Here is a 23,496-nt window from a genome sequence, read left to right as displayed (position 1 = left end):
AGAGGGGTGTGCGGGCGGCGGCCCTGCCGGTCGCCATGGTGGCCTACGCTGGTCGCGTGACGACCCCGGAAGCCGATCAGTCCCAGGCACCGCGGCCCGAGGAGCGGCTCGAACAGGCCGTCCGGGCCGCCGAGCAGGCGTTGATCGAGTTCGAGATCGCGGTGGAGACCTTCCGCGTCGAAGTCGAGAACTTCTCCCGGCTGCACGAGCAGCGGCTCGGCCCGCTCTACAGCCGCATCGAGGAGCTGGACGCCGAGATCGCGGAGGCGAAGGCCGCCCGCACCGGTGACCCCGAGGATGTTCTCCGCGCCGAGGAGGCCCGGGCCCGGGTGCTGCCGATCCCCGGCGTCGAGGAGCTGCTGCACGGCTGGATGGACGGCGAGGGCCTGTACCCGGAGGCCGCCGCCATGCTCACCGACCAGGCGGTGCGGCCCCCGCAGCGGGTACGGCCCAGCGACGAGGCCCGCAAGCTCTTCCGCGAGCTGGCCCGCAAGGCCCACCCCGATCTGGCGCAGGAGGAAGAGGAGCGGCAGCGGCGCGAGGAGTTCATCACGCGCGTGAACGCCGCCTACGCCCGTGGCGACGAGACCCTCCTCAGGGAACTGGCCGAGGAGTGGGCGGCCGGGCCCGTGCCTCCCGAGCGCAGTCCGAGCCCCGCCGAGGAGCTGTACGCCCGCCTCGAATGGCTCTCCCAGCGCAAGGAGATGCTCACCTTCGTCGCCCGCGAGCTGGAGGACGGCGCCATCGCCGGCATGCTCCGCCTCGCCCCCGACGACCCCGACGGGCTGCTGGAGGAGATCGCCGACCGGCTGCGCGCCGACATCGCCCAGCGCGAGGCCGACCTGGCGCACCTGCGAGGACAGGACTGAGCCACCCCCCGCTTCGGGTAGCGTCGGAGACATGAACTTCGGAGCTGGTGTGCCCACGGTCGGGATCACGGACCTCAAGGACGGTGACTTCCTGCTCGACGTCCGCGAGGACGACGAGTGGCAGGCGGGTCACGCCGAGGGTGCGCTGCACATCCCCATCAGCGAGTTCGTGGCCCGCTACGGCGAGCTGACCGAGGCCGCCCCGCAGGACGGCCGGGTCCACGTCATCTGCCGTTCCGGCGGTCGCTCGGCCCAGGTCACCATGTATCTGGTGCAGCAGGGCATCGACGCGGTGAACGTCGACGGCGGTATGCAGGTCTGGCAGGCCGCCGGCCGTTCGGTGATCACGGACGACGGCAAGCCGGGCTTCGTGCTGTAGCCGGCCCGCGCGGGTCCGCCTCAGCCGAGCGGATGCGCCGCCAGCAGATCCCCGAGCCGCTCCTCGTAGGCCGCCGCCGGGCCGAGCGCCAGCTCCAGGTGCTTGGCCCAGGCGTGGTACCGGTGCAGTGAGTAGTCGGTGTCGGCACCGAATCCGCCGTGCAGATGCTGGGCGGTCTGCACCACCCGGCGCACGCCCTCCGCGGCCCAGATCTTCGCCACCGCGACATCACCGTCGGCCGGCAGCGCGCCCGGGGCGCCGGTGGCGATCCGCCACGCGGCCTGCCACAGGGTGGCCTCCATGGCCCGCAGGTCGATGTACCGGTCCGCCGCCTGCACGGCCACCGCCTGGAAGGTCGCGATCGGGTACCCGAACTGCTCCCGCTTCCCGGTGTACTCACTGGTCATCCGCAGCACCCGCTCGCCGAGGCCGAGCGCCAGCGCGCAGGTGCCGGTCGCCAGCAGCGCGCGCAGCCACTCCCACGCTCCCTCGGCCTCGATGACGTCCACCGCGTCGATCCGCGCGGACGTCAGCCGCAGTTCCGCCAGGCGCTCCCCGCTGGTGGACACCTGCTCGGCGAGGGCCACGCCCTGCCCCCCGCGCGGCACGAGCGCCAGCACCGTCCGGTCGGCGGCGCCGTCCTCGACGTGGGCCGGTACGACGACGAGGTCCGCGTCGTACGCCCACGCCACCGCCGTCTGCACCCCGTCCAGCACCCAGACCGGGCCGTCCCGCCGCGCGGTCACGGCCTGTTCGGCCGCGTCGTGGCCGGTGCGCCCGTTCGCCGCGACGGTCAGCACCAGCTCCCCTCGTCCGGCCGGCCCCAGCAGTCGCCCCGCCGACTCGCCATCGGCATAGGCCTGTACGGCCGCCGCGGCGGCGCTGTGCTCCAGCAGCGGCACCCGTGCGAGAACGTGCGCGGACTCGCGCAGCACCAGACACAGGGCGATCGCGTCGAGACCCGCCCCGCCGTGCGCCTCGTCGAGGAGCAGGCTCAGCAGGTCCGCGCCGGCGAGGTGGGCCCACACCTCCCGGTCGAAACCCTCGGCCACGGCACCGGTGGTGAGCGCCGGGCTGGGCACCGCGTCCGGTGCGACTCCGGCGAACACCCCCCGCGCCGCCTCGGCCGCCGCCAGCTGCTCTTCGGTGAAGGTGAAGTCCACGGCCTGTCCTCCCGGATATCCGGTCGTCCGACGGGGGTCCGTCGGTCGGGCTGTGCGCCTGACGGGCCGTCAAGATAGAACAGGTTCTAGAAGAAGGGAACGGGGTCAGCGGTCGAAGTCCAGCTCCACCTTCTCCGTCACCGGGTGCGACTGACAGGCCAGCACATATCCGGCCTCCGTCTCCTCCGTCTCCAGGGCGAAGTTGCGGTCCATCCGGACCTCGCCCGACACCAGGAAGGCCCGGCAGGTCCCGCAGACCCCGCCCTTGCAGGCGTAGGGGGCGTCGGGGCGGTTGCGCAGGACCGTCTCCAGCAGGGACTCCCCCTCGCGCACGGGCCAGCTGCCGCCCCGTCCGTCGAGCCGGGCGGTGACGGTGCTGTGCGCGGGGGCCGCGAGGACGGCTGCCGACGGCGATCCCGCGTCCACGTGGAAGATCTCCTGGTGGATCCGGTCGCGGCCCACGCCCAGTGCGCGCAGTGCCTCCTCGGCGCCCCGCACCAGCCCGTAGGGCCCGCACAGGAACCAACCCGCCACCCGCTCCACCGGCAGCAGCGCGGGCAGCAGTCCCGAGAGCCGCTCCCGGTCGAGCCGGCCGGAGGGCAGGCCCGCCTGCTGTTCCTCCCGGGAGAGCACGGTCACCAGCTGAAGCCGCTCCGGGTAGCGGTCCTTCAGGTCGGCGACTTCCTCCAGGAACATCGTCGAGGCGGCCGTGCGGTCACCGCGTATCAGGCAGAACCGGGCCGTGGGCTCCCGCTTCAGCAGCGTCGAGACGATGGACAGCACCGGGGTGATGCCACTGCCGCCGACGATCGCCGCGTACAGCCCCGGTGCGGGCTGGAGGGTGAAGCGGCCGGCCGGGGTCATCACCTCCAGCTCGTCACCGACGTTGATCTCCTTCAGCGCGAAGGTGGAGAAGGCGCCGCCCTCGACCAGCCGCACACCCACCCGCAGCACGCTCGGTCCGTCACCGGCCGGGTCGGGGGCCGCGGAGCAGATCGAGTAGGTGCGCCGGACCTCCGTGCCGTCGACCCGGCGGCGCAGCGCGAGGTGCTGGCCGGGTGCGTGCCGGTACTCCTCGCGCAGCTCGGGCGGGACGGTGAGGGTGAGGGCGACGGAATCGTCGGTGAGCCGGTCGACCGCGGCCACCGGGAGCGGGTGGAAGCGCGCCATCACAACTCCTTGAAGTGGTCGAACGGTTCACGGCAGGCCAGGCAGCGGCGCAGCGCCTTGCACGCGGTGGAGGAGAACCGGCTCAGCAGCTCGGTGTCGGCGGACCCGCAGTGCGGACAGCGGACGGGCTCGGTCTCCGGGTCCCGTGCCTGCGCGCTCCGGGTCCTGATCGGGCCGAGGGCCAGGGAGACCGGGCCGGAGGCGTGGCTCGCGCGTGGGGGAGCGATGCCGAACTCCCGCAGCTTCCGGCGGCCTTCGGGTGTGATGTCGTCGGTCGACCAGGCGGGCGCGAGCACCTTGCGGACGGTGACCTCGCGTATGCCGTGGCCGTGCAGGACCCGCTCGATGTCGAGGGTCATCGCCTCTATGGCCGGGCAGCCGGTGTACGTCGGCGTCAGGTCGACCTCGACCCTGTCCGGGCCGCCCACGCGGACCGCGCGCACCACGCCCAGCTCCCGGAGGGTGAGGACGGGCAGTTCGGGGTCGGGAACCGAGCCGGCCAGCTCCAGCAGTTCCGCCTCCAGGGCGGTGGTGGTCACCATGACGCCCCCGGGTGACTGCGGTGCAGATGCTGCATCTCGGCGAGCATCCGCCCGAACGGCTCTGTGTGCAGACCCTGCCGACCGGCGCCCGCGGCCCAGGCCCCGGTGCGCGGGCCCTCGGGGAGGGTGAGGGTGGCTCGGCCGAGCACGTCCCGGACCGACTCCAGCCAACGCTCCGCGAGGAGCGGCCAGTCGGCGTCCACGCCCTCCACCGGCTGGAACATCTCCCCGGTGAACCGCCACAGCGTGTCGCAGGCCCGCTGCATCCGCCCGCGGCTGGTCTCGGTGCCGTCGCCGAGCCGCAGCGTCCATTGCTCGGCGTGGTCGCGGTGGTAGGCGACCTCCTTGACGGCTTTGGCGGCGAGCGGGGCGAACGGGCCCTCGCCGGAGGCCAGTTCGGCGTAGAGGAGGTGCTGATAGGTGGAGAAGTACAGCTGGCGGACGATGGTGTGGGCGAAGTCGCCGTTCGGCTGCTCGACCAACTGGAGGTTGCGGAAGGCCCGCTCCTCGCGTAGGTAGGCCAGCTCGTCCTCGTCGCCCGCCATGGACAGCAGCAGGCGGGCCTGGCCGAGCAGATCGAGGGCGATGTTGGCGAGAGCGACCTCCTCCTCCAGGACGGGGGCGTGTCCGGCCCACTCGCCGAGGCGGTGGGAGAGCACCAGGGCGTCGTCGCCGAGGGCGAGCGCGGCCGCGGGGACGATGGCGGTCACAGGTGCTTCACCCCTTCCGGGATCTCGTAGAAGGTCGGGTGCCGGTAGGGCTTGTCGGCGGCCGGCTCGAAGAACGGGTCCTTCTCGTCCGGCGAGGAAGCGGTGATGGATGCGGCCGGGACGACCCAGATCGAGACGCCCTCGCCGCGCCGGGTGTAGAGGTCGCGGGCGTTGCGCAGGGCCAGCTCCGCGTCGGGTGCGTGCAGACTGCCGGCGTGGGTGTGGGAGAGGCCCCGCCGGGAGCGGACGAAGACCTCCCACAGGGGCCAGTCGGTGGTGCTCATGCGCGCTCCGCTCCCGTCTCACCGGTGCTGCCGGTGTGCTTGGCCGCGTAGGCGGCGGCCGCTTCCCTTACCCATGCGCCCTCGTCGTGGGCGCGCCTGCGCTGGGTGATGCGCTCTTCGTTGCACGGGCCGTTGCCCTTGAGGACCTCCCGGAACTCCGTCCAGTCGATCGGACCGAAGTCGTGCCGGCCCCGCTCCTCGTTCCACCTCAGCTCCGGGTCGGGCAGGGTGAGGCCCAGGGACTCGGCCTGGGGGACGCAGATGTCGACGAAGCGCTGGCGCAGCTCGTCGTTGGAGTGGCGCTTGATCTTCCACTCCATGGACTGCGCGGAGTGCTGGGACTCGTCGTCGGGCGGGCCGAACATCATCAGCGATGGCCACCACCAGCGGTCCACCGCGTCCTGGGCCATCGCGTGCTGCTCGGGGGTGCCCTTGCTCAGGGCCAGCAGCAGCTCGTAGCCCTGGCGCTGGTGGAAGGACTCCTCCTTGCAGATCCGCACCATGGCGCGCGCGTACGGGCCGTAGGAGCAGCGGCACAGGGGGACCTGGTTGGTGATCGCGGCGCCGTCCACCAGCCAGCCGATCGCGCCGACGTCGGCCCAGGTCAGGGTCGGGTAGTTGAAGATCGAGGAGTACTTCTGACGGCCGCTGTGCAGCTTGTCCAGCAGTTCGTCGCGCCCGGTGCCGAGGGTCTCGGCCGCGCTGTACAGGTACAGGCCGTGACCCGCCTCGTCCTGCACCTTGGCCATCAGGATGGCCTTGCGGCGCAACGAGGGTGCCCGAGTGATCCAGTTGGCCTCCGGCTGCATGCCGATGATCTCGGAATGCGCGTGCTGCGCGATCTGCCGGACCAGGGTCGCGCGGTAGGCGTCGGGCATCCAGTCCCGAGGTTCGATGCGCTCCTCGGCGGCCACGGCCGCGTCGAAGGCGCGCTGGTAGACCTCCGTGTCGACGGTGTCCGGCGCGCCGTCCTCCTGCGTGCGGGCCGTACGCTGCGCGGCTGCTGTGGCCATGCGGTCCCCCTGACCTCGGGCTCTGCGGTGGGCTGTGTCCCGACCGATCGTTCGGTCCGTGCGATATCAATGGTGTGCCGGGCCGGCGGAGGGTGTCAACCGCTGTGGAAAACTCCGCGGGCCGCCTGTGGACAACGCGCCGCCGGACAGGCCCGGAGAGCCGCCCGAGACCGCCGGGGGACGGGCGAGGTCCGTGTCCAGGACGTACCGGGCGGCGTACCGCGTGGTGAGGGCCACGGCACCCGGCCCGTACCCGGGGCTGCGCCCGGTGCCCCCGGCTGAGTACCGTTCCGTGCGGGCGCCGGTGGCGCTCGTGCGCCGTGGGGCGTCCGTGACAGGAGCCGCCCACCGGGCTGACCCACACAGCCGAAGCGATCAGCTGAACGAATGAGCCGAAACGGGGGACGGGGCGAGATGGACGCGTACGACGAGGACTCGGGGGCCCGGCAGGGCCCGGGTGCCTTCGAGCCCTTGGAGCCGCCCACGCCGCGTACGTCACCCGAGCCGGGTGAGCCGGGTGAGATGCCCGAGTCGCCCGTGCGGGGTAAGCCGTCCGAGCGGGGTGGGTCCTCCGAGCGGGGTGGGGCCTCTGAGGGGGAGAAGTCCTCCGAGCGAGGTGGGTCCTCCGAGCGGGGTGGGGCCTCCGAGAGGGGTGGGTCCTCCGAGCGAGGTGAGTCCTCCGAGGTGGATGAGTCCTCCGAGCCCGGTGCGCTGTCCGCGCCTGGTGAGTCGCCCAAGTCGTCGCAGTCGTCCCCGTCGTCCCCGTCGTTCAAGGCGACCGGACCGTCCGTGCCGCCCCGGTCGCCCCAGGTGTCCTGGCCGTCCCTGCCGGCGCAGTCGGGTGTCGGGGAGCGGTCGTCCGGGGAGGACCGGCCGCCTCAGCCGGGGTCGGCGGTCGCCGCGGCCCCGGCGACTCCCCCTCTCACCGGGATAGCCGCTCTCTCCACCCGCTATCGGATCGGCGCCGCGCTGGCCCTCGCTGCGGTCGCCGTGGGCGCCTGTGTGCATCTGCTGATGGTGTTCCTCAGCCTCGCTCCCGCGAACACCGTGACGAAGCAGCACGGCAAGGCGATCGAGCAGTGGATCTACCCGGAGTTCGAACAGAACTGGAAACTGTTCGCCCCGAACCCGCTCCAGCAGAACATCGCCGTCCAGGTGCGCGCCGAGGTGCGGATGAAGGACGGCGCACTGCGCACCACCGGCTGGAACGACCTCTCCGCCCAGGACGGCGCCGCGATCAGGAGCAATCCCGTGCCCAGCCACACCCAGCAGAACGAACTGCGCCGGGCCTGGGACTTCTTCGTCTCCACGCACGGCTCCGACAACCGCCCCGTGGCCCTGCGCGGCGCCCTGTCCGAGCAGTACCTGCGCCGGATCGTGGTGATGCGGCTCTACCGGGACGATCCGACCAGCAAGGAGGGCGTCATTCAGCGCGTGCAGGTCCGCTCCAGCACCACCAGTGTGCAGCCGCCGAAGTGGAGCCGTGAGCGGGTGTCCGACAAGCCCGTCTACCGCCTGCTGCCCTGGTGGGCCGTGACGGCCGACGAGGCCGCCGGAGGTGTCCGGTGAACCGTCTCCCGCTGATCCTCTCGGGCGGTGTCGCCCGCGTCACCGGGGCCGCCCTCGGGCCGTACCAGAGCGCCGTCATCCGGATCGGCTTCGCCGGGACCTGGCTGCTGTTCCTGCTCCGGGAGTTTGTGCACCGCCAGGAGCTGTACGGCCCCTCCGGTCCCTGGGGCTGGCAGCTCGCCAAGGACCTGACCGCCGACAACCAGGCCTTCTCGGCGCTGCTGTGGTCGGACGGCCGGGCCTGGTTCGAGTGCTTCTACGTGCTGGCGATCCTGGCCACCGCGGCGCTGCTGCTCGGCTGGCGCACCCGCACCGCTTCGGTGCTGTTCATGGTGGGCGTCCTGTCACTGCAGAACCGCAGCGTCTTCATGGGCGACGGCGGCGACAACGTGCTGCACCTGATGTCCTTCTATCTGCTGTTCACGCGCTGCGGGCAGGTGTGGTCGCTCGACGCGCGGCGGACCGCACGCGAGGAGGCGGCACGCGCGCGTGGGGAACGGGTTCCCGCCGACCGGGTGGGGCCGGTGCTGTGGGCGGTGTTCGGCCTGGCGCTGATCACCGTGACGGTGACCGGCCGGTTCGACAACGGCTGGCTGATCCCGGCGCTGCTGTGGACGATATGGGTGGTGCTCGGCGCGTGGGGCCTCGCCGAACGCCGGGCACGGTCGTCCGAGCCGCGGGCACTGCTGGACGTGGTCGCCAACGTCCTGCACAACGGCGCGCTGTTCGTGATCATGGCAGAGGCCTGTCTGATCTACGCCACGGCCGGCTGGTACAAGATCCAGGGCTCGCGCTGGCAGGACGGCACCGCCGTCTACTACCCGCTCCATCTGAACTACTTCTCGCCCTGGCCCGGTCTGGCCGAGCTGATGTCCTCGAGCGGCACCATCATGATGGCCGTGACCTACGGGACGGTCATGGTGCAGGTCGCCTTCCCGTTCACCCTGTTCAACCGGCGGGTCAAGAACGTCCTGCTGGTGCTGATGATGATCGAGCACGCAGCGATCGCGGTCGTCCTCGGGCTGCCGTTCTTCTCGCTGGCGATGATCGCCGCCGACGCCGTGTTCCTGCCGACCTCGTTCCTGCGCCGGCTGGGCGGTCTGGCGGCACGCGCGCGTGGCCGGGTCGTCGAGCGCACGGCCCGCGGTGTGCCGGCGCCGCGTACGCCGCGGGAGAACTCTTCCGGCCGGGTGGGCGCCGCGTAGGGTTCACGGCATGACCGACCCGCTGACCCGCTGGCGTGAGCACGCCGGGACCGCCGTGCTGCTCGACGGTTTCCACGCCCTCAAGCACGCGCTGCGCTTCGGGGCGCGGGTGCCGGTGGCGGTCTGCACCGACCGGCGGGCGGCGCTCGTCCTCGCCGAGGAACTGGCCGGGGACGTACGGGAGGCGCTGGACGCGCTGCTGGCGGAGGTGACCGAGGAGACGTACGCGTCCCTCGTGCCCCGGCCGCATCCGACGGGGGTGGCCGCGCTCGCCGTACGGCCGTCCCGCGAGGACAATCTGCGGGTGCTGGCCGGCACGCCCCGCACCTCCCCTGTCGTGGTGCTCGACGACCCGCGCAACCTCGGCAACGCCGGGGCAGTGATCCGGCTGGCCGCCGGTTTCGGGGCGACCGGGGTGGTGACGACGGGAACGCTCGATCCCTGGCATCCCACGGTGGTGCGCGGCGGTGCGGGACTGCACTTCGCGACCGCCGTGGAGCGGCTCGGCGTCGACGAGCTGCCCACCGGGCCGCTGTTCGCCCTCGACCCGGAGGGCGAGGACATCCGGGGCGTCAAGCTGCCCGACGACGCCGTGCTGGCGTTCGGCTCGGAGCGCAGCGGACTGTCGGCGCAGCTGCGCGCGCGTGCCGACCATCTGCTGCGGCTGCCGATGCGCCCCCAGGTCTCCAGCTACAACCTCGCCACGAGCGTGGCGATGACGCTGTACCACTGGAGTGCCGGCGGGGGCGCTCCCTCGGTGTCCTAGGGGCCTGCCTATCGGATCTTGCCGGGGTCGCGCAGGCCGTGCGGCGCGCCCGATCCCGGCCGGCCTGATCCGAGAGAAGGCCCTAGGCGTCCCGGCGGACCTCCACCACACGGAAGCGGTTCGCCACGAAGGCGCCGTCGGTGAGGGCCGCGTTCGCCGCCGGGTTGCCGCCCGAGCCGTGGAAGTCGGAGAAGGCGGCGGTCTGGTTCACGTACACCCCGCCGGTCAGGTTGAGCGACAGCTGGGCGGCCTCCTCCAGGCAGACCTCCTCGACGGCCCGCTCGACCTCGGTGTCGGTGCTGTAGGCGCCGACCGTCATCGCGCCCTTCTCGCGGACCGTGCGGCGCAGCAGCTCCAGCGCGTCGGTCACCGAGTCGACCGCGACGGCGAAGGAGACGGGGCCGAAGCACTCGCTCATGTAGGCGGCCTCGTCGTCCGGCTTGGCGCCGTCCAGCTTGACGATGACGGGGGTGCGGACGACCGCGCCCGGGAACTCCGGGTTCTCGATCTCGCGGGAGGCCAGGGCGACCTCGCCGAGGCCGGTGGCGGCCTCCAGACGGGCCTTGACGTCGGGGTTGACGATCGCGCCGAGCAGGGCGTTGGCGCGCGCGTCGTCGCCGAGGAGGCCGTCGACCGCGCTGGCGAGGTCGGCGGTGACCTCGTCGAAGGTCTTGGGGCCCGCCTCGGTGCGGATGCCGTCGCGGGGGATCAGCAGGTTCTGCGGGGTGGTGCACATCTGGCCGCTGTACAGGGACAGCGAGAACGCCAGGTTGGACAGCATGCCCTTGTAGTCGGCCGTGGAGTGCACGAGCACCGTGTTGACGCCGGCCTTCTCCGTGTAGACCTGCGCCTGGCGGGCGTTGGCCTCCAGCCAGTCGCCGAAGGCCGTCGAGCCGGTGTAGTCGATGATCCTGATCTCGGGGCGGGTGGCGAGGGCCTTGGCGATGCCCTCGCCGGGTCGCTCGGCGGCCAGCGCCACCAGGTTCGGGTCGAAGCCGGCCTCGGCGAGCACGTCCCGGGCGATCTGCACGGTCAGCGCGAGCGGCAGCACCGCGCGCGGGTGCGGCTTGACCAGCACCGCGTTGCCGGTGGCCAGGGAGGCGAAGAGGCCGGGGTAGCCGTTCCAGGTCGGGAAGGTGTTGCAGCCGATGACCAGGCCGATGCCGCGCGGCACCGGCGTGAAGCGCTTGACGAGGGCCAGCGGGTCCCGCTTGCCCTGGGGCTTGGACCACTCGGCCGTGTCGGGCGTGCGGGTCTGCTCCGCGTACGCGTACGCCACCGCTTCCAGGCCGCGGTCCTGGGCGTGCGGTCCGCCCGCCTGGAGCGCCATCATGAAGGCCTGGCCGCTGGTGTGCATGACCGCGTGCGCGAACTCGTGGGTGCGGTCGCTGATCCGCTTGAGGATCTCCAGACAGACCACCGCGCGCGTCTCGGCGCCCGCGTCGCGCCAGGCGCCCTGCCCGGCCTTCATCGCGGGCAGCAGGACGTCGATGTCCGCGTGCGGGTAGCTCACGCCCAGCTCGATGCCGTAGGGGGAGACCTCGCCGCCCACCCAGTCGTCGGTGCCGGGCTGGCCGAGGTCGAGCCGGGTGCCCAGCACGGCGTCGAAGGCGGCCTTGCCCGCCGCCGCGTCCAGGCTGCCGTTCTCGCCGTACGCCTTCGGGTGCTCCGGGTGCGGTGACCAGTACGCGCGCGTACGGATCGCCTCCAGGGCCTGGTCGAGAGTGGGCCGGTGCTTCGCGATCAGCTCGTGGGCGGTCAGTTCGGCGGCCATGCGGGACCAACTCCTCGTCTGGAGAACTCTTCGTCGAGTTCACGACCTGGCGGAAAGAGCAGCGGATTGGGGCGGTCAGAGCTAGAGTAACCGAACGATCGGTCGGTACAAGGGGGACCGCCGCATCTGTGGAAAACCCCGTGCGGGAGGATCGCGCACATGACAGCAATCGACCCCAGCAGCCCCGTCGCCGTCGTCGGCACCGGCACCATGGGACAGGGCATCGCCCAGGTCGCGCTGGTCGCCGGCCATCCCGTGCGGCTCTACGACGCCGCCGCCGGGCGCGCCCATGACGCGGCGGAAGCGATCGGTGCCCGCCTCGACCGGCTCGTGGAGAAGGGCCGGCTCGACGCCGCCGACCGGGACGCGGCCCGCGCCCGGCTGAAGCCGGCCGACAGCCTCGCCGAGCTGGCCGACTGCGCACTGGTCGTGGAGGCCGTCCTGGAGCGGCTGGACGTCAAGCAGCGGCTCTTCGGCGAGCTGGAGGAGATCGTCACCGAGGACTGCCTGCTCGCCACCAACACCTCCTCGCTGTCGGTGACGGCCATCGGCGGCCCCCTGCGCCATCCCGGCCGCTTCGTGGGACTGCACTTCTTCAATCCGGCCCCGCTGCTGCCGCTGGTGGAGGTCGTCTCCGGGTTCGCCACCGACGTCACGTCGGCCACGCGCGCGTACGAGACGGCCCGCGCCTGGGGCAAGACGCCGGTGGCCTGCGCGGACACCCCCGGCTTCATCGTCAACCGCATCGCCCGGCCCTTCTACGCCGAGGCGTTCGCCGTCCACGAGGCGCAGGCCGCCGACCCGGCCACCATCGACGCGGTCCTGCGGGAGTCCGGGGGCTTCAGGATGGGCGCCTTCGAGCTGACGGACCTCATCGGGCAGGACGTCAACGAGTCGGTCACCCACTCGGTGTGGCAGTCCTTCTTCCAGGACGTGCGCTTCACCCCCTCCCTGGCCCAGCGCCGCCTGGTGGAGTCCGGCCGGCTCGGCCGCAAGACCGGACGCGGCTGGTACGACCACGCCGAAGGTGCCGAGCGGCCCGAGCCGCACACCGCCGACAAGGAGCGGCCGCCCGCCCACGTCGTCGCCGAGGGCGGCCTGGGCCCGGCCGCCGAGCTGCTCACCCTGATCCGCGAGGCGGGCATCCCGGTCCGCGAGGAGGACGAGGACAACGGCACCCGCCTGGTGCTCCCCAGCGGTGGCCAGCTGGTCCTCGCCGACGGACAGACCTCCGTGGAGTTCCGCGACGTCGTGTACTTCGACCTCGCCCTGGACTACCGTGCGGCCACCCGCGTCGCCCTGTCCGCCTGTCACGACACCGCGCCCGCGACCCTCGCGGAGGCCATCGGCCTGTTCCAGGCGCTCGGCAAGGACGTCAGCGTCATCGGTGACGTCCCGGGCATGATCGTCGCCCGCACGGTGGCCCGGATCATCGACCTCGCCCACGACGCCGTCGCCAAGGGGGTGGCCACCGAGGAGGACATCGACACCGCGATGCGCCTTGGCGTCAACTACCCGCTGGGCCCCTGTGAATGGAACCGCAGGCTGCCCCGCGGCTGGGCCTACGACCTGCTGGACGAGATGCACGAACGCGACCCCTCCGGCCGCTACGCACCCTCCCTCGCCCTCTACCGACACTCGTCCACCGAACCGCGGGAGGGCACCCCATGACCACCGGCAAGCGCGACACGTACACCCCGGAGACGCTGCTCTCCGTCGCCGTGCGCGTCTTCAACGAACGTGGCTACGACGGCACTTCCATGGAGCATCTGTCCAAGGCGGCCGGTATCTCCAAGTCGTCGATCTACCACCACGTCAGCGGCAAGGAAGAGCTGCTGAGCCGGGCCGTCAGACGCGCCCTGGACGGGCTGTTCGCCATCCTGGAGGAGGAGCACGCGCGCGTGGGGCGCTCCGTCGAGCGCCTCGAACACGTCGTGCGGCGCATGGTCGAGGTGCTCATAGCGGAGCTTCCGTACGTGACGCTGCTGCTGCGGGTGCGCGGCAACACCGCCACCGAGAGGTGGGCGCTGGAGCGGCGCCGCGACTTCGACCACCAGGTGGCCGAGCTGCTGAAGGCGGCCGCCGCCGACGGGGACGTCCGGGGGGATGTCGAGGTCCGGCTGGCCACCCGGCTGGTCTTCGGAATGATCAACTCGATCGTGGAGTGGTACCGGCCGGACGCGCGCGGCGCGAGCGACCGCGAGGTGGCCGACGCGGTCGCCCGGCTGGTCTTCGCCGGCCTCCGCCAGGCCTGACCCCGAAGGGCCGGCCCCTGCCCGGCCCCCCACCGCGGCGACCCCGGCAGCGACCCCGGCGGGGCCCCGCGTGGCGAGGCCCCGGCCGGTCTCAGGTGTCCGGTTCCAGGTCCTCCTCCTCGAAGACCAGCAGGGTGCGGGTGCTGCGCACCTCCGGAATCGCCTGGAGCCGGGTGAGCACCAGCTCGCGCAGGGTCCGGTTGTCCGGCGCGTGCACCAGCAGCAGCACGTCGAAGTCGCCGCCCACCAGGGCGATGTGGGAGGCGCCGGGCAGCTTGCGCAGCTGCTCGCGGACCGTGCGCCAGGTGTTCTGGACGATCTTCAGCGTGATGTACGCCGAGGTGCCGTGCCCGGCGCGCTCGTGGTCCACGCGCGCGCTGAACCCCCGGATCACACCGGCTTCGACGAGTCGGTTGATCCGGGCGTAGGCATTGGCCCGCGAGACGTGGACACGTTCGGCGACGGACCGTATCGAGGCACGGCCGTCCGCCTGGAGGATCTTCAGGATGTCCTGATCGATGGCGTCGAGGGGGCGTGGCGGTGGCAGAACCGTGTGGTCCGGCGGTCCGTCGGCCATTTGTTCAGGTCCCATGCTCCCCCGCTCTGTCGCCGTGGACGTCCTGCGTTCATTGCAGGCTGTGGAGAACCGTTTGTCCACAGCCTGGAGGTGCCTGTAGCCAAAATGTGCCGACGACCGAACAATCGGTAGGTGAGGCGCCTCACAGCCGACGCGCCTCCCGTAGCCGCTCCCACGAGGAGGTGCCGTCATGACGGTTCTGGAGCAGCGGAGCGCCTACCGGCCTTCGCCGCCGCCCGCCTGGCAGCCCCGTATGGACCCCGCGCCGCTGCTGCCCGACGCGGAGCCCTACCGCGTCCTCGGCACCGAGGCGGCCGCCAAGGCCGATCCGGATCTGCTGCGCCGGCTGCACACGCAGCTGGTGCGCGGCCGTCGCTACAACACGCAGGCCACCGCGCTGACCAAGCAGGGCCGACTGGCCGTCTACCCCTCAAGCACCGGCCAGGAGGCCTGCGAGGTCGCCGCGGCGCTGGCCCTCGAGGAGCGCGACTGGCTCTTCCCGAGTTATCGCGACACCCTCGCCGTCGTCGCCCGCGGCGTGGACCCCGTCGAGGCGCTCACCCTGCTGCGCGGCGACTGGCACCACGGCTACGACCCCCACGCCCACCGCGTGGCTCCCCTGAGCACCCCGCTGGCCACCCAGCTCCCGCACGCCGTCGGCCTCGCCCACGCCGCCCGGCTCAAGGGCGACGACGTGGTGGCGCTCGCCATGGTGGGCGACGGCGGTACCAGTGAGGGCGACTTCCACGAGGCGCTGAACTTCGCCGCCGTGTGGCAGGCACCGGTCGTCTTCCTGGTGCAGAACAACGGCTTCGCCATCTCCGTCCCGCTCGCCAAGCAGACCGCCGCTCCCTCCCTGGCGCACAAGGCGGTCGGGTACGGCATGCCGGGCCGGCTGGTGGACGGCAACGACGCGGCGGCCGTGCACGAGGTCCTCTGCGACGCCGTGCGTCACGCGCGCGCCGGCGGCGGCCCGACCCTCGTGGAGGCGGTGACCTACCGCATCGAGGCCCACACCAACGCCGACGACGCCACCCGCTACCGGGGCGACGCCGAGGTGGAGGCCTGGCGCGACCACGACCCGATCCAGTTGCTGGAGCGCGAGCTGACCGCGCGCGGCCTGCTCGACGAGGCCGCTGTCGAGGCCGTCCGGCAGGGCGCCGAGGAGATGGCCGCCGACCTGCGAGAGCGCATGAACCGCGACCCGGAGATCGACCCCATGGCCCTGTTCGACCACGTTTACGCGGAGACCACCGCGCAGCTGCGCGAGCAGCGCGCCCTGCTGCGGTCCGAGCTGGAAGCCGAGCGGGAGCAGTACGGCGAGCAGGAAGGCGTGGCTCGATGACCACCGTCGCCGTCAAACCCGCCACCATGGCACAGGCCCTCACCCGCGCGCTGCGCGACGCGATGGCCGCGGACCCCACCGTGCACGTCCTGGGTGAGGACGTCGGCACCCTCGGCGGTGTCTTCCGCGTCACCGACGGACTCGCCAAGGAGTTCGGCGAGGACCGCTGCACCGACACCCCGCTCGCCGAGGCCGGCATCCTCGGCACCGCCGTCGGCATGGCCATGTACGGCCTGCGCCCGGTGGTGGAGATGCAGTTCGACGCCTTCGCCTACCCGGCGTTCGAGCAGCTGATCAGTCATGTCTCCCGGATGCGCAACCGCACCCGCGGCCGGATGCCCATGCCGATCACCGTCCGAGTCCCCTACGGCGGCGGCATCGGCGGCGTCGAGCACCACAGCGACTCCTCCGAGGCCTACTACATGGCCACCCCGGGTCTGCACGTCGTCACACCGGCGACCGTCGCCGACGCCTACGGGCTGCTGCGCCGGGCCATCGCCTCCGATGATCCGGTCGTCTTCCTGGAGCCCAAGCGGCTGTACTGGTCGAAGGACACCTGGAACGCCGAGGACCCGGTGGACGTCGAGCCGATCGGGCGGGCCGTCGTCCGGCGCACCGGCCGCAGCGCCACCCTCGTCACCTACGGCCCCTCGCTGCCGGTCTGCCTGGAGGCCGCCGAGGCCGCCCGGGCGGAGGGCTGGGACCTGGAGGTCGTCGACCTGCGCTCCCTGGTGCCGTTCGACGACGAGACGGTGTGCGCGTCCGTGCGCCGCACCGGGCGCGCGGTCGTGGTCCACGAGTCCACCGGCTTCGGCGGCCCGGGCGGCGAGATCGCCGCCCGGATCACCGAGCGCTGCTTCCACCACCTGGAGGCACCGGTGCTGCGCGTGGCCGGGTTCGACATCCCCTACCCGCCGCCCATGCTGGAGCGGCACCACCTGCCCGGCGTGGACCGCGTCCTGGACGCCGTGGCGCGGCTGCAGTGGGAGGTCGAGGGCTGATGGCGCAGGTGCTGGAGTTCAAGCTCCCCGACCTCGGTGAGGGCCTCACCGAGGCGGAGATCGTCCGCTGGCTCGTGCGGGTCGGTGACGTCGTCGCCGTCGACCAGCCGGTCGTCGAGGTCGAGACGGCCAAGGCGATGGTCGAGGTGCCCTGCCCCTACGGCGGTGTGGTCACCGCCCGCTTCGGCGAGGAGGGCACCGAACTGCCCGTGGGATCGCCGCTGTTGACGGTGGCCGTGGGCGAGACCACGGTGGCCGTGGGCGAACCGGCGGCGGAGCCGGAGGGCTCCGGCAACGTCCTCGTCGGCTATGGCACCCAGGCCCCGGCGGCCCGGCGGCGCCGGGTCCGGCCCGCCGCGACGGGCCCGGCGGCCTCGGCGTCCCACAACGGGCACGTCAGGCAGCCCGATCCCGGCCCCGCTCCCACGTCCCACACGCGCGTGGCGGCCCCGACACCCGCGCCCGCCGACGGGCCGGTCCCGGTGATCTCCCCGCTGGTGCGCAAGCTCGCCCGTGACAACGACGTGGACCTCCGGCGACTGGCCGGCTCGGGGCCCGACGGGCTGATCCTGCGGGCCGACGTGGAGAACGCGCTGCGCGCCAAGGCGGCGCCGGCCAGCACACTCGGGGAACCGGCCGCACCGGTCACCCCGGCCGAGCGGCCCCTCCTACGGACCCCGGCGGGCGCCTCCGCGGCCTCCGCCCCGGGAAGCGTCCGCATCCCCCTCAAGGGCATCCGTGGCGCGGTCGCCGACAAGCTCTCCCGCAGCCGCCGGGAGATCCCGGACGCGACCTGCTGGGTCGACGCCGACGCCACCGAGCTGATGCGCGCGCGGGTCGCGATGAACGCCTCCGGAGGACCCAGGATCTCCCTCCTCGCACTGCTCGCCCGCGTCTGCACCGCCGCCCTCGCCCGCTTCCCCGAACTGAACTCCTACGTCGACACCGAGGCCCGCGAGGTGGTCCGGCTCGCACACGTGCACCTCGGGTTCGCCGCGCAGACCGAGCGCGGGCTGGTCGTGCCGGTCGTGCGCGACGCCCACGAGCGCGACGCCGAGTCGCTGACCGCCGAGTTCGCCCGCCTCACCGAGGCCGCCCGCACCGGGACGCTGACCCCCGGGGACCTCACCGGTGGCACGTTCACGCTGAACAACTACGGCGTCTTCGGCGTCGACGGCTCCACACCGATCATCAACCACCCCGAGGCGGCCATGCTCGGCGTCGGCCGCATCATCCCCAAGCCGTGGGTGCACGAGGGTGAACTGGCCGTGCGTCAGGTCGTCCAGCTGTCCCTCACCTTCGACCACCGGGTATGCGACGGCGGCACGGCGGGCGGCTTCCTGCGCTATGTGGCGGACTGCGTCGAACAGCCGGCCGTGCTCCTGCGCACCCTGTGACGACGACGGCCGGTGCGCGGTCCGCGCCGCGATCGTCGGTGCTCCCCCGCGGCGGGCGACCGTGAGGGTCGGTCCTCCCCCGCGGCCGGTGACCGTGACGGGCGGTGCTTCCGCGCACCCCGTGGCACGCGGGTCCGCGCGGTCACGCCGGCAGGACATACTCGGGGGGTGAGCCCTCACCCTCCGGCCGCGACCGGGGCCGCCGTGCCGTACGACGCCGTCGTACCGGCCGGTGGTGCCGCCCGGCGGCTCGGCGGTGCCGACAAGCCCGGTATGCGGGTCGGTGGCCGCGCGCTGCTCGACCGGGTGCTCGCGGCCTGTGCCGGTGCCCGTACGACCGTCGTCGTGGCCGCGCCCCGGCCCACCGTCCGGCCGGTGCTCTGGGCGCGCGAGGAGCCGCCCGGTGCCGGGCCCGTCGCCGCGCTGGCGGCGGGGCTGCCGCTCACCACGGCCGAGTACACCGTCGTCCTCTCCGCCGATCTGCCCTTCCTCCAACAGGTCACCGTGCGGCGCCTGCTGGACGCCCTGTCGGCCACCGGCGCCGAGGGCGCGCTGCTCACCGACGGCGAGGGCCGCGACCAGCCCCTCGTGGCCGCCTACCGCACCGCCGCGCTGCGCCGGGAGCTGGCCGCCCTGGCCGAGGCGCACGACGGCCTCGCCGGACTGCCCCTGCGCCGGCTCACCGGCGCCCTCCACCTCACCCGCGTCCCGGATCCGCTCGCGTCGTTCGACTGCGACACCTGGGACGACATCGCCGACGCCAGGGCACGCATCAGGGAGCATGGGCACGTGTTGGATGAATGGATCTCCGCAGTCAAGGACGAGCTGGGCATCGACCTGGACGTCGACACCGACCTCCTGCTCGACCTGGCCCGGGACGCCGCGCACAGCGTGGCCCGGCCCGCCGCCCCGCTGACCACCTTCCTCGTCGGCTACGCCGCCGCCCGGGCCGAAGGAGGCCCGCAGGCCGTGGCCGAGGCCGCCCGGAAGGCCACCGCGCTTGCCCTGCGGTGGGAACAAGAGGACAACGGAGGCACGGAAGTGAAGAGCGCGGACCCGAGCGCCCCGGACGCCGGATGACGGCCCCCGGCACCCAGGTCGGCGCCCCCGCCGCGGACAGCGACGACCTCGACGTCGAGGAGGCCTTGGCCCTGGTGAGGGAACCCAAGGACGACGGCATCGCCCCCACCCCCCGGCATGAACCGGTGACGGAAGGAACCGACGGGTCCGAGCGGCACCGCGCCACCCCCTGGCCGCAGGCCCGCGAGATCGCCGCCCGCGCCGCGCGGTCCGGTGCCCGCCGCGCCCCCGTGTCCGTGCCGCTCGGCGACGCCCTCGGGCTGGTCCTGGCCACCCCCCTCGAAGCGCTCACCGACCTGCCCTCGTTCGACACCTCCGCGATGGACGGCTGGTCGGTCGCCGGACCCGGCCCCTGGGAGGTGCGCGACGAGGGCGTCCTCGCCGGACACGCGCAGCCCGAGCCACTCACCGACGGCGAGGCGGTCCGCATCGCGACCGGCGCCCGCGTCCCCGCCGACGCCACCGCCGTCCTGCGCAGCGAGCACGGCCGCACGGACGCCCAGGGCAAGCTCCACTCCACCCGCGACATCGCGCAGGGCCAGGACATCCGTCCGCGCGGCCAGGAGTGCCGCAGCGGCGACCAACTGCTGCCCGTCGGCACCCTGATCACCCCGGCCGTGCTGGGCCTCGCGGCGGCGGCCGGATACGACACGGTCACCGTCGTACCGCGCCCCCGCGTGGAAGTCCTCGTGCTCGGCGACGAATTGCTGACCGAGGGACTCCCGCACGACGGGCTGATCCGGGACGCGCTCGGACCCATGCTGCCGCCCTGGCTGCGCGCGTTCGGCGCCGAGGTCGTCGCCGTACGCCGGATCGGGGACGACGCCCAGGCGCTGCGCAAGGCGGTCACCCGCTCCGACGCCGACCTGATCGTCACCACCGGCGGCACCGCGGCCGGCCCCGTCGACCACGTTCACCCCATCCTGGAGGGCATCGGCGCCGAACTCCTCGTCGACGGCGTCAAAGTCCGCCCCGGCCACCCCATGCTGCTCGCCCGCGTCAAGGAGAACCAGCACCTCGTCGGCCTGCCCGGCAACCCCCTCGCCGCCGTCTCCGGTCTGCTCACACTCGCCGAGCCCCTGCTGCGTACGCTCGCCGCCCACCCCGCCCCCGAGCCGTACGCGCTGTCCCTCAGGGACGCCGTACAGGGTCACCCGAACGACACCCGGCTCATTCCCGTGGTGCTGCGCGGCGACCATGCCCAGTCACTGCACTACAACGGCCCGGCCATGCTCCGCGGCATCGCCGTCGCCGACGCGCTGGCCGTCGTACCGCCGGGCGGCGCCCGGCAGGGCGAGGAGGCGGAGTTGCTGGACCTGCCGTGGGCCGCCGCCGGCATCGGGGTGTGTTTCACGTGAAACTTCCGGGCCACGACGCCATCGCCCGCCAGGCGGGCGAGCATCTGGTGACCCAGCGGGTGAAACTGCCGAAGCAGGTGGTGGAACGCCCGATCCTCCAGGTCGTCAGACGGCTGCTCATGGCTCTCGCGGTGCTGGTCGCCACGGCACTGCTCGTCTACGTCGACCGTGACGGCTACAACGACAACGCCGACGGTTCGGTCGATCTGCTCGACGCGTTCTACTACGCGACCGTCACCCTCTCCACCACCGGATACGGCGACATCACCCCGGTCAGTGACGGCGCCCGGCTCACCAACATCTTCGTCATCACGCCCCTGCGCGTGCTGTTCCTGATCATCCTGGTCGGCACCACGCTGGAGGTCCTCACCGAACGCACCCGGGAGGAGTGGCGGCTGAACCGCTGGAGGTCCACCTTGCGTGACCACACCGTCGTCATCGGCTTCGGGACCAAGGGGCGGTCGGCCGTCCAGACCGTCTGCGCGACCGGGTTGAAGAAGGAGCAGGTGGTCGTCGTGGACCCCAGCTCCAAGGTGATCGACGCGGCGACCGCCGAGGGCTACGCCGGAGTCATAGGCGACGCCACCCGCAGTGACGTGCTCAAGCGGGCCGAGGTGCAGAAGGCGCGCCAGATCATCGTGGCCCCGCAGCGCGACGACACCGCCGTCCTCGTCACCCTCACCGCCCGCCAGCTCAACCACGGCGCGAAGATCGTGGCCGCCGTCCGCGAGGAGGAGAACGCCCCGCTGCTCAAGCAGTCCGGTGCCGACGCCGTCATCACCAGCTCCGGTGCGGCCGGCCGGCTGCTCGGCCTGTCGGTGCTCAGTCCCGCGGCCGGCATGGTCATGGAGGACCTGATCCAGCAGGGCAGCGGCCTGGACCTGATCGAACGCCCGGTCGTCCGGGGCGAGGCGGGCAAGGGACCGCGCGAGACGGACGACCTGGTGGTCAGCGTCGTACGCGGGCACCGGGTGCTGGGCTACGACGATCCGTCCATCGGCCCTCTCCAGCTGACCGACCGGCTGATCACCATCGTGCGCGTCTCCCCCGGCGCGCGGGTCAGGCCGGACACCCGGCCGCTGCCCCGGGACTGAGCGGCCGGGCCGGAACACCCGGCCGCCGTCCCACGACCGGCGGAATCCCTGACTTGCCGAAAACGAGCGGGCTGTCCCGGAGACCGCGCCCCTTGGCGGGGTAGCGTCGCGTCCATGTATGCGATCACGATTCCCGAACCTGGTGGCCCCGAGGCGCTGGTGTGGGCCGAGGTCCCCGATCCGGTGCCCGGCGAGGGCGAGGTGCTGGTCGAGGTGGTGGCCAGCGCCGTCAACCGTGCCGACGTCCTGCAGCGCCAGGGCTTCTACGACCCGCCGCCCGGCGCCTCCCCCTATCCCGGCCTGGAGTGCTCGGGCAGGATCGTCGCGCTCGGCGCCGGGGTGTCCGGCTGGAGCGTCGGTGACGAGGTGTGCGCGCTGCTCTCGGGCGGCGGCTACGCCCAGAAGGTCGCCGTACCGGCCGGGCAGCTGCTCCCGGTGCCCGAGAACGTCGGCCTCGACCGGGCGGCCGCGCTGCCCGAGGTGACCTGCACCGTGTGGTCCAACGTGTTCATGATCGCCCACCTGCGCCCCGGCGAGACACTCCTCGTGCACGGCGGCTCCAGCGGGATCGGCACGATGGCGATCCAGCTCGCCAAGGCCGTCGGTGCCAAGGTCGCGGTGACCGCGGGCTCCAAGGAGAAGCTGGACTACTGCGCCGAGCTGGGCGCGGACGTGCTGATCAACTACCGCGAGCAGGACTTCGTCGCCGAGGTCCGGCAGGCCACCGACGGCGCGGGCGCCGACGTCATCCTCGACAACATGGGCGCCGCCTACCTGGACCGCAACGTCCAGGCGCTCGCCGTCAACGGCCGTCTCGCCATCATCGGCATGCAGGGGGGCGCGAAGGGCGAGCTGAACATCGGCGCGCTGCTGACCAAGCGGGGCGCGATCAGCGCGACCTCGCTGCGCGCGCGCCCGCTGGGCGAGAAGGCGACGATCGTGGCCGCCGTACGCGAGCACGTGTGGCCGCTGATCGCCGCCGGGCATGTGCGCCCGATCGTGGACCGGGAGCTGCCGATGCCGGAGGCGGCCGAGGCGCACCGGGTGCTGGAGGAGAGCGGTCACATCGGCAAGGTGTTGCTGGTCGCGCCCTAGCGGTTCGAGGGGGATGCGGAGGGCGCGGACCGGCTTCTGGGCCGGCTCACGCCTTGCGCAGCCTGAATGCCAGGAGAGCCAGTCCCAGCCCGAGCCCGATCAGGACCAGCCCGCTGCCCAGCGGCAGGATCTGGAGGACCGGTTCGGTGGCGGGCTGGCCCTGGCTCACCGGATCCTGGGCGTCGGGCGCCTGCGTGGGCCGGTCGGGATCGAGGCCGGCCTTCTCGGGCGGCGCGGAGGCGTCCGGCGACCCGCCCGGGACGTCCGCGGTCTCCGGTTCCTCCGGCTCGTCCGCGTCGGTGTCCCGTGCCTGGCCGGCCGGGTCGTCGTCGCCTTCGACCTCGGTCGCGGGGCCGTCCCGCCGGCCCGGCCGCATCCGCCCCTCACCGGCTCGGCTCCCCGCCCGTGACGGCTCGGTACGAGGGTGGGGCTGGTTACGAGGGTGGGAGGGGCGGACCGAGGCGGAAGCGGAGGCGGAGGTGGCGGGGACGTCCGGCCGGGCCGGCCGCTGATGGTCGGCGTGGTCCGACCGCCCGAGCTCCGGACGGCCCAGACGCTCGGCGGCCTCACCCCGTTCGGCGATCGCGCCCCGTTCGGCGGTCAGAGGCTGCTCGGCGGCCTCGCCCCGTTCGGCGGTCGAGGTTCGTTGGGCCGTCAAGGCGCCTCGGGCGGTCGTGAGGCGCCCGGGGCCCGTCTGGGCGTAGGCGTAGGCGCCGTAACCGCCGACGGCGCCGTAGACGGGCACGGCGGCCGTGAGTATGAGCAGCAGCCGTGCGCAGCGGACCGTGAGACGTAGCCATGGAGTCACGCCGGTGACCTCCCCGGAACCCGAGTGCCGTGATTGATGGAT

At 72.9% G+C, this 23,496-nt stretch carries 23 protein-coding genes; 14 read left to right on the top strand and 9 right to left on the bottom strand.

What is annotated here, in order from left to right; genetic code table 11:
* Positions 1-35 precede the first annotated feature (35 nt).
* Together ACIBA9_RS23785 and ACIBA9_RS23780 are read left to right on the top strand one after the other, a co-directional pair.
* On the top strand, positions 36-869 hold the full coding sequence (locus ACIBA9_RS23785) for a hypothetical protein (protein ID WP_393899464.1): 834 nt from the start codon (positions 36-38) through the stop codon (positions 867-869).
* A 49-nt stretch (positions 870-918) separates the two neighbouring features.
* Positions 919-1,248 carry a rhodanese-like domain-containing protein gene (locus tag ACIBA9_RS23780; RefSeq protein ID WP_362150456.1) on the top strand — a complete coding sequence of 110 codons (330 nt, stop codon included), beginning with the start codon at positions 919-921 and terminating at the stop codon, positions 1,246-1,248.
* 20 nt (positions 1,249-1,268) lie between these two features.
* Here the strand turns inward: ACIBA9_RS23780 and ACIBA9_RS23775 are convergent, their stop codons facing one another.
* The 6 genes from ACIBA9_RS23775 to paaA all read right to left on the bottom strand — a co-directional run bounded on the left by ACIBA9_RS23775 (position 1,269) and on the right by paaA (position 6,130).
* Positions 1,269-2,411 carry an acyl-CoA dehydrogenase family protein gene (locus ACIBA9_RS23775; RefSeq protein WP_399365943.1) on the bottom strand — a complete coding sequence of 381 codons (1,143 nt, stop codon included), beginning with the start codon at positions 2,409-2,411 and terminating at the stop codon, positions 1,269-1,271.
* Between the two features lie 105 nt (positions 2,412-2,516).
* Positions 2,517-3,581, bottom strand: a complete 1,065-nt coding sequence (locus ACIBA9_RS23770; protein WP_362149871.1) for a 2Fe-2S iron-sulfur cluster-binding protein — start codon at positions 3,579-3,581, stop codon at positions 2,517-2,519.
* The gene (gene paaD / locus ACIBA9_RS23765) at positions 3,581-4,123 is read right to left on the bottom strand and encodes a 1,2-phenylacetyl-CoA epoxidase subunit PaaD (RefSeq protein ID WP_399365941.1); all 543 of its coding nucleotides are present in this window, start codon (positions 4,121-4,123) and stop codon (positions 3,581-3,583) included. Before paaD ends, ACIBA9_RS23770 begins: the two co-directional genes overlap by 1 nt.
* Positions 4,117-4,833: a 1,2-phenylacetyl-CoA epoxidase subunit PaaC gene (gene paaC, locus ACIBA9_RS23760; protein ID WP_399365939.1), complete on the bottom strand. Its 717-nt coding sequence runs from the start codon at positions 4,831-4,833 to the stop codon at positions 4,117-4,119. Before paaC ends, paaD begins: the two co-directional genes overlap by 7 nt.
* Entirely contained in the window at positions 4,830-5,117 is a 288-nt protein-coding gene (paaB, locus tag ACIBA9_RS23755; protein WP_085565664.1) for a 1,2-phenylacetyl-CoA epoxidase subunit PaaB, read from the bottom strand. The genes paaC and paaB overlap by 4 nt, the downstream gene beginning before the upstream one ends.
* Positions 5,114-6,130 (bottom strand): 1,2-phenylacetyl-CoA epoxidase subunit PaaA, encoded by a 1,017-nt coding sequence (gene paaA / locus ACIBA9_RS23750; protein WP_399365936.1) that lies wholly within the window; start codon positions 6,128-6,130, stop codon positions 5,114-5,116. Before paaA ends, paaB begins: the two co-directional genes overlap by 4 nt.
* A gap of 684 nt (positions 6,131-6,814) precedes the next feature.
* Between paaA and ACIBA9_RS23745 the strand changes: the two genes are divergently transcribed.
* Genes ACIBA9_RS23745 through ACIBA9_RS23735 form a run of 3 tightly spaced genes read left to right on the top strand, consistent with a single transcriptional unit; the run spans position 6,815 to position 9,670 of the window.
* A complete protein-coding gene (locus tag ACIBA9_RS23745) occupies positions 6,815-7,699 on the top strand; it encodes a DUF5819 family protein (RefSeq protein WP_399365934.1) in 885 nt (294 codons plus the stop codon).
* Positions 7,696-8,904: an HTTM domain-containing protein gene (locus ACIBA9_RS23740; protein WP_399365932.1), complete on the top strand. Its 1,209-nt coding sequence runs from the start codon at positions 7,696-7,698 to the stop codon at positions 8,902-8,904. Before ACIBA9_RS23745 ends, ACIBA9_RS23740 begins: the two co-directional genes overlap by 4 nt.
* 10 nt (positions 8,905-8,914) lie before the next feature.
* Positions 8,915-9,670 (top strand): TrmH family RNA methyltransferase, encoded by a 756-nt coding sequence (locus ACIBA9_RS23735; protein ID WP_399365930.1) that lies wholly within the window; start codon positions 8,915-8,917, stop codon positions 9,668-9,670.
* Between the two features lie 82 nt (positions 9,671-9,752).
* On the opposite strand, the gene paaN is transcribed toward ACIBA9_RS23735, so the two are convergent.
* A complete protein-coding gene (gene paaN / locus ACIBA9_RS23730; protein WP_399365928.1) occupies positions 9,753-11,444 on the bottom strand; it encodes a phenylacetic acid degradation protein PaaN in 1,692 nt (563 codons plus the stop codon).
* A gap of 159 nt (positions 11,445-11,603) precedes the next feature.
* On the opposite strand from paaN, the gene ACIBA9_RS23725 reads away from it, so the two are divergent.
* Both ACIBA9_RS23725 and ACIBA9_RS23720 read left to right on the top strand, forming a co-directional pair.
* On the top strand, positions 11,604-13,115 hold the full coding sequence (locus tag ACIBA9_RS23725; protein WP_362149878.1) for a 3-hydroxyacyl-CoA dehydrogenase: 1,512 nt from the start codon (positions 11,604-11,606) through the stop codon (positions 13,113-13,115).
* Positions 13,112-13,699, top strand: coding sequence for a TetR/AcrR family transcriptional regulator (locus tag ACIBA9_RS23720; protein WP_362149879.1), 588 nt, complete (start codon positions 13,112-13,114; stop codon positions 13,697-13,699). Before ACIBA9_RS23725 ends, ACIBA9_RS23720 begins: the two co-directional genes overlap by 4 nt.
* 91 nt (positions 13,700-13,790) lie before the next feature.
* On the opposite strand, the gene ACIBA9_RS23715 is transcribed toward ACIBA9_RS23720, so the two are convergent.
* Positions 13,791-14,276 carry an Lrp/AsnC family transcriptional regulator gene (locus tag ACIBA9_RS23715; RefSeq protein ID WP_399366028.1) on the bottom strand — a complete coding sequence of 162 codons (486 nt, stop codon included), beginning with the start codon at positions 14,274-14,276 and terminating at the stop codon, positions 13,791-13,793.
* Between the two features lie 190 nt (positions 14,277-14,466).
* Between ACIBA9_RS23715 and pdhA the strand changes: the two genes are divergently transcribed.
* From pdhA to ACIBA9_RS23680, 7 genes are all read left to right on the top strand, one after another.
* Positions 14,467-15,621 (top strand): pyruvate dehydrogenase (acetyl-transferring) E1 component subunit alpha, encoded by a 1,155-nt coding sequence (gene pdhA / locus ACIBA9_RS23710; protein ID WP_399365926.1) that lies wholly within the window; start codon positions 14,467-14,469, stop codon positions 15,619-15,621.
* A complete protein-coding gene (locus ACIBA9_RS23705; RefSeq protein WP_399365924.1) occupies positions 15,618-16,622 on the top strand; it encodes an alpha-ketoacid dehydrogenase subunit beta in 1,005 nt (334 codons plus the stop codon). The genes pdhA and ACIBA9_RS23705 overlap by 4 nt, the downstream gene beginning before the upstream one ends.
* Complete coding sequence (locus tag ACIBA9_RS23700) at positions 16,622-18,019, top strand: dihydrolipoamide acetyltransferase family protein (protein WP_399365922.1); 1,398 nt, start codon at positions 16,622-16,624, stop codon at positions 18,017-18,019. Before ACIBA9_RS23705 ends, ACIBA9_RS23700 begins: the two co-directional genes overlap by 1 nt.
* 168 nt (positions 18,020-18,187) lie before the next feature.
* Positions 18,188-19,099, top strand: a complete 912-nt coding sequence (locus ACIBA9_RS23695; RefSeq protein WP_399365920.1) for a DUF6457 domain-containing protein — start codon at positions 18,188-18,190, stop codon at positions 19,097-19,099.
* Positions 19,096-20,457 (top strand): molybdopterin molybdotransferase MoeA, encoded by a 1,362-nt coding sequence (locus ACIBA9_RS23690; protein ID WP_399365918.1) that lies wholly within the window; start codon positions 19,096-19,098, stop codon positions 20,455-20,457. Before ACIBA9_RS23695 ends, ACIBA9_RS23690 begins: the two co-directional genes overlap by 4 nt.
* Positions 20,445-21,551 (top strand): potassium channel family protein, encoded by a 1,107-nt coding sequence (locus tag ACIBA9_RS23685; RefSeq protein WP_362149886.1) that lies wholly within the window; start codon positions 20,445-20,447, stop codon positions 21,549-21,551. The genes ACIBA9_RS23690 and ACIBA9_RS23685 overlap by 13 nt, the downstream gene beginning before the upstream one ends.
* Before the next feature lie 114 nt (positions 21,552-21,665).
* Positions 21,666-22,646 carry an NAD(P)H-quinone oxidoreductase gene (locus ACIBA9_RS23680; protein WP_362149887.1) on the top strand — a complete coding sequence of 327 codons (981 nt, stop codon included), beginning with the start codon at positions 21,666-21,668 and terminating at the stop codon, positions 22,644-22,646.
* A gap of 46 nt (positions 22,647-22,692) precedes the next feature.
* Here ACIBA9_RS23680 and ACIBA9_RS23675 read toward each other — a convergent pair whose 3' ends face one another.
* Positions 22,693-23,454 carry a hypothetical protein gene (locus tag ACIBA9_RS23675; protein WP_399365915.1) on the bottom strand — a complete coding sequence of 254 codons (762 nt, stop codon included), beginning with the start codon at positions 23,452-23,454 and terminating at the stop codon, positions 22,693-22,695.
* Positions 23,455-23,496 lie beyond the last annotated feature (42 nt).

The organism is Streptomyces sp. NPDC051452 (assembly GCF_044454765.1).
GTDB lineage: Bacteria > Actinomycetota > Actinomycetes > Streptomycetales > Streptomycetaceae > Streptomyces.
The sequence above is the reverse complement of the archived record's forward strand: the minus strand, read 5'-3'. Positions and strand labels throughout refer to the sequence as shown.